The organism is Desulfosporomusa polytropa (assembly GCF_055380075.1).
Genome location: NZ_AP042400.1, coordinates 4,485,608 through 4,499,694, shown reverse-complemented (window position 1 = coordinate 4,499,694; position 14,087 = coordinate 4,485,608). Strand labels below are relative to the sequence as shown.

13 protein-coding genes and 1 other annotated feature are annotated in these 14,087 nt (G+C 43.6%); of the genes, 5 read left to right on the top strand and 8 right to left on the bottom strand.

Translation table 11 applies throughout. From position 1 onward, the window contains the following. Positions 1-33 precede the first annotated feature (33 nt). The 3 genes from ACZ449_RS22770 (at position 34) to ACZ449_RS22760 (ending at position 4,179) form a co-directional block, all read left to right on the top strand. Positions 34-1,581, top strand: a complete 1,548-nt coding sequence (locus tag ACZ449_RS22770; RefSeq protein ID WP_464261925.1) for an AbgT family transporter — start codon at positions 34-36, stop codon at positions 1,579-1,581. A 62-nt stretch (positions 1,582-1,643) separates the two neighbouring features. After that, complete coding sequence (pepT, locus tag ACZ449_RS22765; RefSeq protein ID WP_464258328.1) at positions 1,644-2,906, top strand: peptidase T; 1,263 nt, start codon at positions 1,644-1,646, stop codon at positions 2,904-2,906. 199 nt (positions 2,907-3,105) lie between these two features. Continuing rightward, complete coding sequence (locus ACZ449_RS22760) at positions 3,106-4,179, top strand: HD-GYP domain-containing protein (RefSeq protein ID WP_464258327.1); 1,074 nt, start codon at positions 3,106-3,108, stop codon at positions 4,177-4,179. 62 nt (positions 4,180-4,241) lie between these two features. Here ACZ449_RS22760 and ACZ449_RS22755 read toward each other — a convergent pair whose 3' ends face one another. Beyond that, entirely contained in the window at positions 4,242-4,823 is a 582-nt protein-coding gene (locus ACZ449_RS22755; RefSeq protein WP_464258326.1) for a tryptophan transporter, read from the bottom strand. Positions 4,824-5,044: 221 nt separating this feature from the next. After that, positions 5,045-5,308 (bottom strand) — a binding site (T-box leader). 144 nt (positions 5,309-5,452) lie between these two features. Here ACZ449_RS22755 and ACZ449_RS22750 point away from each other — a divergent pair. Together ACZ449_RS22750 and ACZ449_RS22745 are read left to right on the top strand one after the other, a co-directional pair. After that, positions 5,453-7,396 (top strand): DUF5050 domain-containing protein, encoded by a 1,944-nt coding sequence (locus ACZ449_RS22750; protein WP_464258325.1) that lies wholly within the window; start codon positions 5,453-5,455, stop codon positions 7,394-7,396. Between the two features lie 67 nt (positions 7,397-7,463). Further along, entirely contained in the window at positions 7,464-9,110 is a 1,647-nt protein-coding gene (locus ACZ449_RS22745; protein ID WP_464258324.1) for a serine hydrolase, read from the top strand. A 182-nt stretch (positions 9,111-9,292) separates the two neighbouring features. Here ACZ449_RS22745 and ACZ449_RS22740 read toward each other — a convergent pair whose 3' ends face one another. The 7 genes from ACZ449_RS22740 to ACZ449_RS22710 form a co-directional block, all read right to left on the bottom strand. Beyond that, positions 9,293-10,243 carry a hypothetical protein gene (locus ACZ449_RS22740; RefSeq protein WP_464258323.1) on the bottom strand — a complete coding sequence of 317 codons (951 nt, stop codon included), beginning with the start codon at positions 10,241-10,243 and terminating at the stop codon, positions 9,293-9,295. Positions 10,244-10,271: 28 nt separating this feature from the next. After that, positions 10,272-10,901, bottom strand: a complete 630-nt coding sequence (locus ACZ449_RS22735; RefSeq protein WP_464258322.1) for an HD-GYP domain-containing protein — start codon at positions 10,899-10,901, stop codon at positions 10,272-10,274. A gap of 126 nt (positions 10,902-11,027) precedes the next feature. Further along, positions 11,028-11,459, bottom strand: coding sequence for a flavodoxin (locus ACZ449_RS22730; protein WP_464258321.1), 432 nt, complete (start codon positions 11,457-11,459; stop codon positions 11,028-11,030). A 46-nt stretch (positions 11,460-11,505) separates the two neighbouring features. After that, a complete protein-coding gene (locus ACZ449_RS22725; RefSeq protein ID WP_464258320.1) occupies positions 11,506-11,769 on the bottom strand; it encodes a hypothetical protein in 264 nt (87 codons plus the stop codon). 31 nt (positions 11,770-11,800) lie between these two features. Continuing rightward, positions 11,801-12,088 carry a DUF2325 domain-containing protein gene (locus ACZ449_RS22720; RefSeq protein ID WP_464258319.1) on the bottom strand — a complete coding sequence of 96 codons (288 nt, stop codon included), beginning with the start codon at positions 12,086-12,088 and terminating at the stop codon, positions 11,801-11,803. A gap of 23 nt (positions 12,089-12,111) precedes the next feature. After that, positions 12,112-13,182, bottom strand: coding sequence for a GGDEF domain-containing protein (locus ACZ449_RS22715; protein WP_464258318.1), 1,071 nt, complete (start codon positions 13,180-13,182; stop codon positions 12,112-12,114). A 67-nt stretch (positions 13,183-13,249) separates the two neighbouring features. Further along, positions 13,250-13,852 carry a DUF3793 family protein gene (locus ACZ449_RS22710; RefSeq protein ID WP_464258317.1) on the bottom strand — a complete coding sequence of 201 codons (603 nt, stop codon included), beginning with the start codon at positions 13,850-13,852 and terminating at the stop codon, positions 13,250-13,252. Positions 13,853-14,087: the final 235 nt, after the last annotated feature.

The following is a 14,087-nucleotide window of genomic DNA, read 5'->3' as shown; positions in this document are numbered from 1 at the left end:
GCTGTGTCAGAAAAAAAACAAATCGAAGCATGCATGCATGATTCATCCCAACAGATTGGCGGTTTTTTAGGTTGGATTGAAAGAGTCGGTAATAAAATCCCCGATATTACAATGCTATTTATTGCAGCCTTTTTTATTACCTGTATCTTATCGGCTGTTTTGTCCAATTTGCACTTTAATTATGTTCATCCCACTACAGGCAAACCCATTGCTGTTACCAACATGTTGAGTGCCAAAGAGTTTGTCACATTGATGAGCAAAATGGTCACTAATTATTCCGGTTTCCCACCGTTAGGTATGGTCATCGTAGCGACATTAGGTATTGGTATTGCCGATGGCTCAGGCTACATCAATACGGGCTTAAAGAAAATTTTATCGGTTACACCAAAGTTTTTGATTACGCCTATTGTCATCATTGTCGGCATGTTGAGCCATTTAGCTCCTGATAGCGGTTATATGATCATTATCCCAATAGCTGCCTATTTGTTCTACGCCTCAGGCAAGCACCCACTATCTGGTGTAGCCGCTTCGTTCGCCGGTATTGCTGGTGCCTTTGCTGCAAACTATACGCCATCAGCTATCGACCCGGTTATTCAAGGATTTACACAAATGGCAGCACAGATTATCGATCCAACCTATGAAGTTAACGTACTTTGCAATTATTTTTATGCCGTTGGATCAACCTTTGCTGTTATTGGCAGCTGCTGGTGGGTTACAGAAAAAATTACCGAACCGTGGTGCCGCAAAGCTTGCCCTCTTGACGACAATCTCGATATTCCCTATGAAGATATTACCTGTATCACGCCACGGGAAAACCGTTCTTTTTACATCGCTACAATTGTCCTGATTGCAATGCTTGTTGGCTTAATTTTAGCTTTGATGCCTGCCGATTCTATCCTGCGTGACCCCAATGGCAACATTGCCAGTTTTAAAGCTCCGGTTATGCAGTCCATTGTGGCAATTATCTTCCTACTAGCAGCTGTTACAGGTATTGTCTATGGTATTCTAAGTGGTAAATTCAAAAGTTCTAAAGATTTCACGAATTCCATGGAAGAAATTACAAAAACACTGATTCAGCTCATCGTATTTTATTTTTTCGCTGCTCAGTTTATGTACGCTTTCGGCGCTTCTAACCTAGGAGCTTTGATTGCTATTTCCGGAGCCGAATTTTTAAAATCGTTGGCCTTACCGCCACAAGTCACCATTTTTGGAATCATCGTTTTCGTTGGCTTGTTAAACTTACTGATTACCTCTGCATCTGCAAAATGGTCTATTTTAGCTCCTATCTTCGTGCCAATGCTCATGTCTGTTGGCATTGCGCCTGAATTGACTCAGGCTGCTTTCCGCGTTAGCGACTCGGCTGTAAACGTTTGCACGCCTATGTTTGCCTTTTACCCTCTGATTATTATTTACTGTCAAAAATATTACAAACGCACTGGGGTCGGTACCTTAAGCAGCTTGATGCTTCCTTATACTATTACGCTGTTGATTGTCCTGACGGCCATGCTGTACCTATTCTGGTGGTTTAATATCCCTTTGGGCTTCCAGGCTGATTACGTATACCCGCGTCAAATGTTCTAATTGATACGACGTTTATGATGCTGCTTCACAATTGCATTATCGATAAATAGGAGGTTTTATGCATGCAAGATAAGCAATCTGAATTGGTCGAACGATTTTATCGTTATGTGTCCGTTTCTTCACAAAGTACTCCGAACGGCGAAACGAAGATTCCCAGTAGTGATGGACAGTGGGACATGGCGAAAATGCTGGAGCGGGAATGTGCCGCCATGGGGCTTGTCAATCTGAGTATTAGTGATAAATGTGTTCTGACCGGTAAATTGCCGGCTAACTTACCAGCTGGATGTGATCGCAAGGTGCCGTCGGTTGGTTTCGTGACGCATCTCGATACGGTAGATGTTTGCCTGTCACCGGAAATTCATCCACAAATAGTCCAAAATTACGATGGCAAAGACATCGTTCTGAATAAAGGACAGCATATCGTCATGACGACAAAAGAACATCCTGAACTACTGAAATATATGGGACAGGACATCATTGTTACGGATGGAACCAGCGTTCTGGGCGCCGATAATAAGGCCGCCATTGCCAACGTTATGACAGCTCTTTCAACACTTTCTTCAAATCCATTCATATATCATGGCGATATTTACGTAGCCTTTGTCCCAGATGAAGAATGCGGCTTGTATGGTTCGAAAAGTATGGATTTTAGTAAATTTCCCGTAGATTTCGCCTATACGATCGATTGTTGCGAACTGGGAGAAGTCGTGTATGAAACATTCAATGCCGGAAACGCCGTGGTCACAATCCACGGTGTGAGCACTCATCCTATGAGTGCAAAAGGGGTACTCGTCAATCCTACACTTCTTGCTGTTGATTTCATCAATATGTTTGATCGCAAGGAAACACCAGAATGCACAGAAGGAAAAGAAGGATATATTTGGTGTCAGGCCGTTCATTCCAACCAATCAACGGCTAACGTAGAATTGAATATCCGTGACCACTGCAAAGAAAAGTATGAAACGCGCAAGAAATTTATTTTGGAAAATGTAAAAAAACTACAGGCAGCTAATCCTCGGGCCAAGATCGAATGCGACATAAGCGATACCTATGGTAATATTGCTGACGCAGTGACTGATAAAAACCATATAGCCATAGATTATATTTATACGGCGATGGAGAAGTTAGGCATTATGCCTCGTACGATCGCCATGCGAGGCGGCACAGACGGCTCTTTTATATCTACAAAAGGAATCCTAACACCAAATTATTTCACCGGCGCTCATAACTTCCATTCTAAATTTGAATTTTTACCTGTACCATCTCTGGAAAAATCATATCAAATGACTATGACCCTCATCGACCTTATCTACAAAGGTCAATAATAAAAGAGCCCATTGCACCTAACAAATACAGCGAAAAAGCCCAGCCATATGCTGGGTTTTTTCACTGTATATTCTGCGTTGACCCATTTTTGATAGGACTTTAGTACTACGAGCTATGACTTTTGACTGATTGTTTTCCATTATGCTCTAATTTATACTTATGTTACCAATGTATTTAGAATTAAAAGGAGCTGGTATTGTGTCCACCAGGATGATCGCCGTCAAAGAATTGGTTCCCGGCATGGCTATCGGCGAACCAGTCCTGTCGGCCAGCGGCAAGGTACTACTTGGAAAAGATGTCGTCATTGCGCCTCGTACTATTTCGCTATTAACCATGTGGAATGTAAGTCATGTGTTTGTGTCCAGCGAAGCTACTAGTCCGTCAGCAAATAGCGACCCAGAACAAACAACGGTACGAGAAGATGGTCTGACAGAAGAATTTACTGACTTTTTCAAGGAGTATGATAGCCTGGTGACAACAGCTGTCCACTCTTTTGATTTTATCCGTAATACCAAGCAGATACCCATACAGGAACTAAAAGAAACCTCTTTTGGTATCTACTCTACCGTTTTGTCAACAGGACCAGCTATTATGGATTATCTATTAGTCAGCGACTATAATATAGCAGACAAGATTACTCGCCACTCAGTCATGGTCGCTTATATCAGTACAATTATTGGTCGTAAACTCAAGCTTTCAGATGCGCAAATACATGTGCTCTGTTTAGCAGGACTCTTGCATGATATCGGCAAATTGGTAGTTCCTAAAGACGCTGATTCAGATCCCAGAGCACATGTAATCCATGGTGCTAAACTACTACAGTATGTACCGTCTTTGCCACAGGAAGTATTACTCTCCGTTCTGCAACATCATGAATATATGGATGGCAGCGGGTTTCCACTAGGTTCAGCCAATGAAAAAATCCACCTCTTTGCCCGCATCATTGCAGTTGCTGATCTGTTTCATCAACATGCGTACTCAGGCGAAGAAGCCAATCCCTTGCCAGTTTTAGAATATATGACTAAAGAACTGTTTGATAAACTGGATCAAGGCGTATGTCAGCCCTTTATCCGCTATATCCGTGATTGTCTCATCAATTCTCCTGTTCTGCTAAGTGATGGCCGTACAGGCCTGATTATCTTCTTTAACACCAACCATTTAGATAAGCCAGTAATCAAAACCCAGAGCGGCACAATCATTGATCTTGCCACTACCAAAACTATATTTATCAAACGCCTAATTAACCAGGAATATTTAGCAAGCGCTAATTAAAATGGATCGGGCAAAGAAAAAGCCTGTTTTGAGTCTTTTCGCTCAAAACAGGCTTTCTTTATTTACCTCTCGTCTTCTCTATGTTTGGCAGCAAAACCACCTAACAGCGCCGTTACCGGATAGAACAGCGCCTGTGCAACAACTGTATTGGCAATTGCCATTGTCACTACTACCGGCAGCATACCATACAGATACACTTTAATCGGCAGAGCTAAAATGACTTTTGCTAAGGTTGTAAATGTCAGGCCACTGGCTAAGGTCCCTAATAAAGTGCCAACCGCAGGCCTAAGATCAATCCGCCCTACTTTCATAGTAAATGGTAACCCCACTACTAGCGCGCATACCAGCGCCCCCATAGGTTCACTAATCAGATTACCATACGGGAAAACTGATTTGGAAGTTGCCAGGCACAGCGCACCTGCCACCAAGCCAATACCCATAGCCCGGCCAGCCGGCAGACGAAACAGTACAATCGCCAGACAATACATAGCAATAATCCAGTTAGGTGAAATCCCGGCAATACTTGGAGTGACCAACCTAAGAATAGCGCCAATCGCCAGTAGCATAGCTGAAACCGCCGCCCAGCGATACCGTCCCTCTTGCCCGGTAGTAACTGTTACTAACTCTCGCTCTTTGTTTTCCATTGTTCAACAACCTCCCCAAAATTATTTAATAATGAATTGCCTGAATTGTGGAGAAGTCGTCAGCTGCTAGGCGCGACTGAGGACGGTTCGCGCCGCGTACATGGGTACGTACGCAAGTGAACCGCCCGGAAGGAGCAACAACGCAGATGGCGGCTTATCCACAATTCTAAAGTATTAGGAAGAAAATACAAAAACCCCGTCTCTTGAATATATAGATATATCCAAGGGACGGGGAATAACCCGCGGTGCCACCCTTATTGACCACAACAAAACTGCTCTGGTCCGGCTCATCAAAGTACGGGACCATTGTCCGATACCTGCTTCCTGATAACGGCGGAAGAATCCCGTCAGCGCCTACCCCGCTCACACGGCTCAGACTGCATCTCCCAGGCCCATTCAACATACCGGTCGGCGCCAAACTCTCACTACCGTTGGCTCGCTGCAGCTTCCACTGTATGTTTACTCTTCCTGGTCATTGATATTCATGCTATGAACTATTGTGTATATAGAATACCAAGGGACACGTACAGTTGTCAATACTCAAATTACTTGGCAGGTATTTTTATTTTAGCAACGAAACTCTTTCTATTATCAGTTACTGAGTACTTAACAATTAGTGAGGTGTAATTATGCCTGCCTTTGCGTCCTATGTAACCCTAGTTCTCGCCATTATATTTTTATTTTCTCCGTTGCCTGCTGCGGCTAACCTACCGGAAACACAATCTCCCACCGTTGCCGCAATAAAAGTCTTTCAACTTGAACACAAAGATGTTGTAGCCGTGGCAGTTGAAACCCGCTTGCCCGCTGCCAGTGTGCCTGACCCCTTAACCTACACTTTTGAACCGCAATATCGCATAACAGAAAAAAACAGCATAATCACCTTGGCTGTAGCCGCCCAATCTGCACTGCCTGCCAATACAGATTCCATTGCTGTGTTACATGCGTCCCCGCGTTTAACACAGCTAACAACAACTCCTGTCAGCACGAATGAACTTACATTAACTGCTGTCTATACTCCGAAAAATGCCAAGGTAACGGTAACAACAGTAAAACGCAAACGGGTAATTCAACCTGACAACACTATTATCTTTCGCACCTACCTTGTATTGACCTTTTCCAATCCGCGCACCACGCCTCCGCCTAAAACCCTTGTGCTTGACCCCGGACATGGCGGCACGGCCTTAGGCGCAACCAGTAATTATTTACTGGAGAAAGAGCTCAACCTTGATATTGCCTTGTTAAGCCGCGATCTTTTTCGCCAGCATGGTTATGATGTGTATATGACCAGAACAGATGACAGCAACCCCAGTCTGCTAGACCGGGCCGATGCTGCCAACATTCTGCAGGCTGACGTATTCCTCTCTATTCATAATAATTCTATGGCCACAGATATGCCTGATGCCGCCAAGAAACTGTATCGTGGGACTACCGCCCTCTACAACTCATCCGCCCCCAAACCGGCTAAAGAATTAGCCACCCTTTTGGCTAACGAACTAACAGACATACTCCACATTCATCAATATCCACTGCAAGACCGTCCTGGCTTGGTCGTCCTCAACTCTAGCTGGGTTCCGGCAGTTATTGCCGAAGTCGCCATGATGCCTCATCCCCAAGATGCCAAACTTCTATCCCAACGGGTTTATCGCCACCAAGCTGCCCTGGCAATTTTCCAGGCCACAGATAAGTATCTTTCGTTTACGACACTGCCTGCTAAAAATATTTTTGCAAGTCCCATTACTAACGGCCTTGCCAACAGTGCCAATAATGGCCTGGCGGTTGTTGATAACGATGGTACTTTATATTACCTTGACCTTACCGGTGATACCTACGCTGGTGGCCAGGAGAACATCTACCGGCTTAAACCTGGCGAAACAAAACCTACCGCCATTAGTTCTGATGAAGCCTGGAATCTTACTATTTCCGGGAAATATTTATATTATAGCAATTGGTCAGATCAGCACCATATATACCGGATGCAGCTTGACGGCAGCGAAAAAACAAAAATCAACAATCAGCCTGCCTGTCAGCTAACCGCGACTAGCAATTGGTTGGTATATACTACCTGGACCAATGACAACTCGGTTCCTGGTCCTGCCCTCTATAAATTAGCCTTAGACGGGCAGTCTGAACCGCAAAAACTATGTGATGACCAGGCTGAAACAATCACCATTGCTGGTGATTGGGTTTATTTCCTCAATGCGTCTGATGGCTACCGAATGTACAAAATTAAGCTTGACGGCACATCTCGCAGCAAGATTGCTGACGATCAGGTTCTTTTCATGGCAGTAGCTGACAATACTATTTACTATAGCAATTATAGCGACAGCCAAAAGCTCTACAGTATCAGTACTGACGGTCAGCGACGCACCAAGCTGACAGATGACCAGGTCAGTTTTATTAATATTGCTAATGGCTTTATCTATTTTACCAATGCGTCGGCCAATCACGCCTTATACCGCCTCAATATCAAGACCCACAACAAGCAGCTGATTTGCGATTTAGGTATGGGCCCGCAGCCAATCAGCCTTATCAACAACTCAGTGTATTACAATCGCCTATTTTTCACACCCTAGACCTATTTCTTCCAGGGGGCAAGCCGGTCCTTACAAAGCACACTGCATTAACCACAAGGAGGGTTTTATGTTCTTTAACCGTTTTGGAAAGTATCTACCACTCACACTAGCAAGCGTGTTCCTCGTCTTTAGCCTGCTAGCCCCTCCAGTGCAGGCAAGTCAGCCTGAACCGCTGCCTGGCTATTATAGCTTACCGCCTTATAAATTGCCCAACAAGCCAACGTCCCTTGATAACCAGTTGCTGACCACTATGGAAAAACACAAAGTGGTTGGCCTATCAGCGGCTGTCTTTAAAGATAGCAAGCTTGTCTGGAAGGGCGGCTACGGCTGGGCTGACCTCGACACTAGACGCGTTGTAAACTCTGACACCCTGTTTCGCGTGGCCTCCCTGTCCAAGATGGTCACGGCTACCGCCTTAATGCAGCTTTATGATCAGGGAAAGTTCGACCTTGATGACGATATCAGTCAATACCTGGGGTACCAGATAAGAAACCCCCGCTATCCGGATGTCAAAATTACATTTCGCCATTTGCTGACTCACACCTCCAGCATTGTTGACTGCGGCGCCTATAGTACCATCTTGGAGGAAACACCCGCCTTGTTGCAAAAAATTGATATTCAAGATATGCTGGTTCCTGCTGGCCAGTATTATGACCCGGACACCTTTGGCGATTATGCTCCCGGCTCGCAGTTTAGCTATTCCAACTTTGGCACAGGCATTGTCGGAACACTTGTTGAAAAAATATCCGGTTTGTCTTTTGACAAATATTGTACCAGATATATCTTTAAACCACTCAATATGGATGCCAGCTTCGAACCAGCCGACCTTAAAAACTGGCAAAACATTGCCGTATTGTACCGCCCGGATGCGAACCTAACCAGTTTCAAACCAACAAAGGATAATTATATTGGCACCAAACCTACATCAGCAGCAATCGGCGCCCCCAGCGCGCTTGCTCATTCCCCGGCAGGCGGGTTACGTTCCAGTTCAACTGATTTAGCCAAATTTCTGCAGGCCCATATGAACGGCGGTACATATAACCACACCCGTATCCTCAAACCAGACACAGCCGACCTGATGCATAGCATGCAATGGTTTGGTGATAGTATGGGTGGTTTTTACAAACAAAAAGGGCTCAACTTCCATATTACCGACGATCTAGTGCCAGGCAAACGCCTTGTTGGTCACTCTGGCGAAGCCTATGGACTATCTGGTGATGCTTACTATGATCCTGACAGTAAATTGGGTATCGTCGTCCTCATGAATGGGGCTAACCTCACAGAAGCCAATCCCTATTACAGTGTGGAAACTGACATTGTCAAAACACTACTTACTTCCTTTGCTCCTCAAGTTAATAATAAGCCAAAGCAGCTAAAAGCCAAAGCAGGCTCCCGCTTTATTACCGTCAATAACCGCAAGATTTTTGTACAAACCCCTATCACCATAACTAAAATCGGAAAAACCCAGCTCCTTTTCCTACCGGTCATGACAACAGCTGATGCCTTGGCCGCCAGCATTGAACAAATTGGTGATACCGTTACCTTTACTGTTGGTCAAAATACAGCTATCCTGACCGCCAATCAAGCAACTATGACTATTAACAACAATTTTTTGGTCTTGCCGCAGGCGCCTTATCAACAAAATGGGCAGTTGCTGGTTCCTATTCGCGAACTGGCTGCTGCGCTCAAAATCAATATGAAGTTCAGCTTATAATTATCTGCCGCTAGCGTCTGCAACTTCTTTATCACGATATACTATCAATATTACGTATTGTTCCTAGGTCACGTTAGGCATACAGAAGAAACTATTTACAAGACGTAAAAACTTTGCAGGCGGTTGGAGTGTCGTAAACACTCCAGCCGCCTGCAAAATTCGAATATGTAGCTGGATTATGTTTAGAATGCATAATTGAGAGTAGCTTCGAACGACCTGTTATTCTCCCCCCCACTGATAGTTTTTTGACTTTTATAAACAACATCTACGCCGGCATCATCACTGAGTTTATAACCGATACCATAATGAAACCCGCGGTTATCAACATCAAAGTCGCTTTGCTGACCCATTGACCCAAATTCTTCAACCCGAAAACCAGTTACCGAAGCAGAAATTTTGTCATTAAAATCATAGCCGCAAACTACTGCGTATGCTTGGTTTTTTTTGCTGCTGCTCGCTTTGGTATACTCAGCTGTAAAATGACTCTTACCCAGCTTATATGTGCCGTCCACAGCCCAATGATTGGTACTTTCGTCACTATCATAGCGGCCTATAGTAATACCGTAATCAAAGTCTTCAGCTGGACTATAGCCAGCCCGCATCGCATAAATTTTGTTTTCGGATTCCCCAGACGGATTATCTTCCCGGGCCGCGATAGCCGACACGTCTATAGCGCCGACAGTGCCGGAAAAAGTAAGACCGTCCACAAAATATTTTTTACCAATATTCGAATCCGCTCGACTATACAATAAGGCTGTCGTTCCCACAGCTACATCCTGACGCCCAAACTTGTAGACCATTTTATCTGTCTTGTAATTCACTCCGAACTGATCCAAAGCAACCACCGATTTTTTACTTTCTCCGTAACCCCCAGGAGAAAAATTGAAATCGGCCAGCAATGGGTCTGTTACAGTTTGAGCTGCAAGGCGAGTATATAGTGACCAACCATCACCCAAATCAGCCTCGCCCATAAGTTTTATTGTATACACCGAGCCAGAGATTGCGTTCTCGCCGTCGGCAGTATCTCTTTGATATTTAATTGATGCATCGCCAGTTATCGTAATCGGTTCAGCGCTAACCGGGCTACTCATCAAAATAATACCCGCAGTCAAACTTACCATTATCTTTTTCATTTCACGCTCTCCTTTAAAATCACTTTCCTTACGCCGTAGCTACCAGGCCACTACTTTCTCCGCCGCCATTGCAGAGAAGTTTATCTTGCGCGGCCAAATCAACCAATATTGCTACTATATTTGGATCAAATTGAGTGCCCTGACAGCGCTTTGTTTCCTCTATCGCCTGACTAAGCGTGAATGCAGTCCGATAAGCCCTAGTACTGGTCATTGCATCAAATGCATCAGCTACAGCTACAATTCTCGCTCCTAATGATATCTCCTGACCTTGTAAACCATCAGGATAACCCTTACCGTCAAATCGTTCATGATGATGACGAACAATATCGGCAACTGAATGAAACAGCTTGAGTTTACCCACAATGTTATCACCAATTGCCGGATGCTGACAGATGATGCCAAACTCATCAGCTGTCAGCTTGCCCTTTTTATTAAGAATTACGTCAGGAATACCTATTTTCCCAATATCATGCAGATGTGCACCAATATGAATCCTTGTCTGCTCTGAGGCCGATAACCCCATGCTACTTGCCAACAACAGCGATAGCATCGCCACTCGCTCAGAATGTCCGCACATATATGAGTTTTTAGCATCAAGCGCGGTGGTCAGCGCATCCACCATTTCGTGCAAATCATCAACTGTAATTTGCTGGAACAATTTATCATTTCCTTTCTCAATTCAGCAGCTTGCCTCCTTGGTTAATTAATATTGGGAATCATTATCATTGTAGTGGCAAAATAAAAATCACCCTTTAGAGACATTGGACCTACGTCCATTTATACACTAGCATTCGCTGAGTTTTACACCTAGTTCCCTGCACTTACTAAGCTGCGCTTCATCTGGCATATTTTGCACAATCAGCCCATCTGCCACCAGCTTAGCTCCCTGCGTATTCATTCTCGCCATCCAATCCCGCATCCACTGTCCATCGCCCCAATCATAAGAACCAAACAATACTAGCGGGATACTTGATAAATCTTCCCCCTCTAATGCTTTAACAAACGGTTCCATTTCCGTTTCTTCCAAAATCTCATCTCCCATTGCTGGGCAACCCAAAGCTACCGCATCAGCTTTCAGCACATCTTCCTTAGATGCTTTGTCGACTGCAATCACATTTACAACAGATCCCGCCGCGACAGCACCTTCAGCCACAGTTTCTGCCATCTTTTGTGTATTGCCTGTTCCACTCCAGTAAATAACCGTTATCTTCTTCATATGCTAACCCTCCCAATATATACATCCACTGTAAATACCATATATTTTAACGCGGGAATACACTACTTAACTTAGGTTTAAAATCAACCTGCATACCTTGTCTTCCTAGTGCTTCCCGCATAACACGCAGGCATTGCTGCCCCTTCGAGCTGATATAGTAGGTAGACCCAAACTGAATATCCAAATTTTTTATCCCACGACGAGCATAAGAAAAACTCATGTCCCGTAAAAATTCCGCATGTTCATCGTAAATATCTCCATCAATAAGCAAATCCACTTTTTCCTCATCAGAATTTATTTGCAAAGTCAAATTTATTCCCCCTTGTCTATTCGCAGCCTTACTAAATAAGCTTACTGTCACGAAGTTTCCCTTCAACAGCCCGCCATGATCTCTTGGCAAAAACCAGCGGTATTGCTTGTGCTTTAGCAACAAGCTTAACATTCTTTGCTGTACCATGATTGACATAGTCAGTCAACACTAAAACAAAAGCAGTATCTTTGGGTACCTTCATTTTATTTCTATCAAGAGCCTTTCTTCCGGAAATATGTACCAATTCAGTAACACCCATAGAATACAAATTCTTTTCAATGCTGCCTAGATAATCACCCCCAACAACTACAACCGACATATAAGTACCACTCCTTTTCTATGTTAGCCAACTTTTACTACTGATTGAATCGCAGGATCAAAAATAGAGATGCTATTTCGTCCATTGTTTTTAGAATGATAAAGCGCCTGATCAGCATAATTATATAAATTATCTCTGTCACAACACGGCGTTTGCGCTAATGTACATACACCGATAGAAACGGTGATAGAAATTTGCTGTTCATCACCCAACTCAAATTTATGCCTTGAAATCGCTGTTTTTATTCTACGAGCGACAACCACCGCATCCCTGGAGCCTGTTCCAGGTAACAACACAGTAAATTCTTCTCCCCCGATCCGAGCGGCTAAATCGGTTTCTCGGCTATATTTTTCGATAATCCCGGCAAGTTCCCTCAAAACTCTATCGCCGGCCTCATGTCCAAATGTATCGTTTATTGTTTTAAACCGATCAACATCAATCATAACCAATGAAATCGGCCGATAAGTATATACCAGTGCAGCAACCTGTTTCTCCAGCATATCGAAAAAACACCGCCGATTGGCTATCGCTGTAAGTGGGTCTGTCAATGCCATCACTTGCATTTTTTTGAGAGTCTCTTCCAATTCAGTTGTTCTTTGATTTAATCGGCCCTGGACTACCATTAATTCTGCATTTGTTTCAGCCAAAAATTGATTTTGTTGCTCGACCTGTTGACGAGATTCCCATACATTTTCTACTGCCAGCTTTAATTCCTGTTCTCGTATTTCAATCTGTCGTGCCATCCAGTTCATATCACGCATAAGCATCGTTATCGAATCCTCATCATCTCTATCCCTAGATTCGTTCGGCAAAAATAATCTCGCCTGGTAATTACCCTGCTTTACAATAGAACAAAAAAACCGCATTTTTTCCAAAGGCTTACCAAACAACCACTCAATTGTCAGACCTGGAGCAGCAAGGGCCAAAAGCAAGGCACTTCCCAATGATATCGCTTCTATTTGACTAAACCATCTATCAGCTGCTAATACAGTACTGTTAGCTAACCCGAACATAATCCCTTGTGGGATAAGCAGCATCACCAGAAGCAGTAGTCGAAGTTTACAAAGCAGGCATACCCCCCCTAACCTTGGCACAGCTCCAATAGAACTCCCTACATTTATCCAGTTTAGTAATTATCATGGCTTTTAAAATGTTTTGGGATTACGCGGATACCCTTACTAAGGCGTTTTGATGGCAGATATTTTGCATAACATTATACCTAGCCGTATCATAGCTGCAAAACAAGCTATGCGCCTCATGAGGCCTATGGTAGACTTTCCAATACCTGCAAAACAAGCATTCCGCTCCTCCATTTTGCATAAAGCCCTTAACATCGTCCTTGGCTATACCAAGAAATAATCCTATTTCATGTGGAAATCCATGGTTGAACCTTCCCCTAAGCAGTTGCATCATTTGCTGCAGTGATAGTCCCTCCTGATAGCCCATACTGCTTAAGAAATCTTTATTTTCAGCGTTATCTACGACTTCGGATAGCAAAATGGGATTATAGAATAAAACTAATACATGCCTTTCAGTTTTTCTCATTTCAAAGTACTGTAACTTCAGTTCCTCACAACACTTGTCCTTAATCATTTCCCAAATTTGATAGAGATTACGTGAATCTTTGCTGAAGGTCATAAGTGAAGAAGGTTTTAATCCTGCAAGTATGGGAGCCAACTCTAATTCAATCTTAGCCTTAAGGTACTCACTATCACTAAATGTGTTTACTGTAGCTATAAAATCGCGCAATAAATTTTTTTCCACAATATCACTCCAAAACCCACTCAACCTTTACGTTTGAGCTTAATTGATATCGGTTATCATTATCATTTATGATATTACGATACTCACTTTTTGTCAATCCTTTTTTGCTATCCCGGCAGGGCGCTTACTTTTTTTATAACACAATACCTGGCTCAGCAGTAACAACTTTGCATATAAAACCAGCTATGCCTCAATTAAAGATGTTAAACCGCCTCGTTTAACAACAAGAAAACAG

Excerpts from the sequence above, each read along its gene's own strand:
- ACZ449_RS22720 (WP_464258319.1), bottom strand. The coding sequence starts at position 12,088 with ATGTCGGTTGTAGTTGTTGGGGGTGATTATCTAGGCAGCATTGAAAAG.
- ACZ449_RS22770 (WP_464261925.1), top strand. The coding sequence starts at position 34 with ATGCATGATTCATCCCAACAGATTGGCGGTTTTTTAGGTTGGATTGAA.
- ACZ449_RS22755 (WP_464258326.1), bottom strand. The coding sequence starts at position 4,823 with ATGGAAAACAAAGAGCGAGAGTTAGTAACAGTTACTACCGGGCAAGAG.
- pepT (WP_464258328.1), top strand. The coding sequence starts at position 1,644 with ATGCAAGATAAGCAATCTGAATTGGTCGAACGATTTTATCGTTATGTG.
- ACZ449_RS22750 (WP_464258325.1), top strand. The coding sequence starts at position 5,453 with ATGCCTGCCTTTGCGTCCTATGTAACCCTAGTTCTCGCCATTATATTT.
- ACZ449_RS22745 (WP_464258324.1), top strand. The coding sequence starts at position 7,464 with ATGTTCTTTAACCGTTTTGGAAAGTATCTACCACTCACACTAGCAAGC.
- ACZ449_RS22730 (WP_464258321.1), bottom strand. The coding sequence starts at position 11,459 with ATGAAGAAGATAACGGTTATTTACTGGAGTGGAACAGGCAATACACAA.
- ACZ449_RS22740 (WP_464258323.1), bottom strand. The coding sequence starts at position 10,243 with ATGAAAAAGATAATGGTAAGTTTGACTGCGGGTATTATTTTGATGAGT.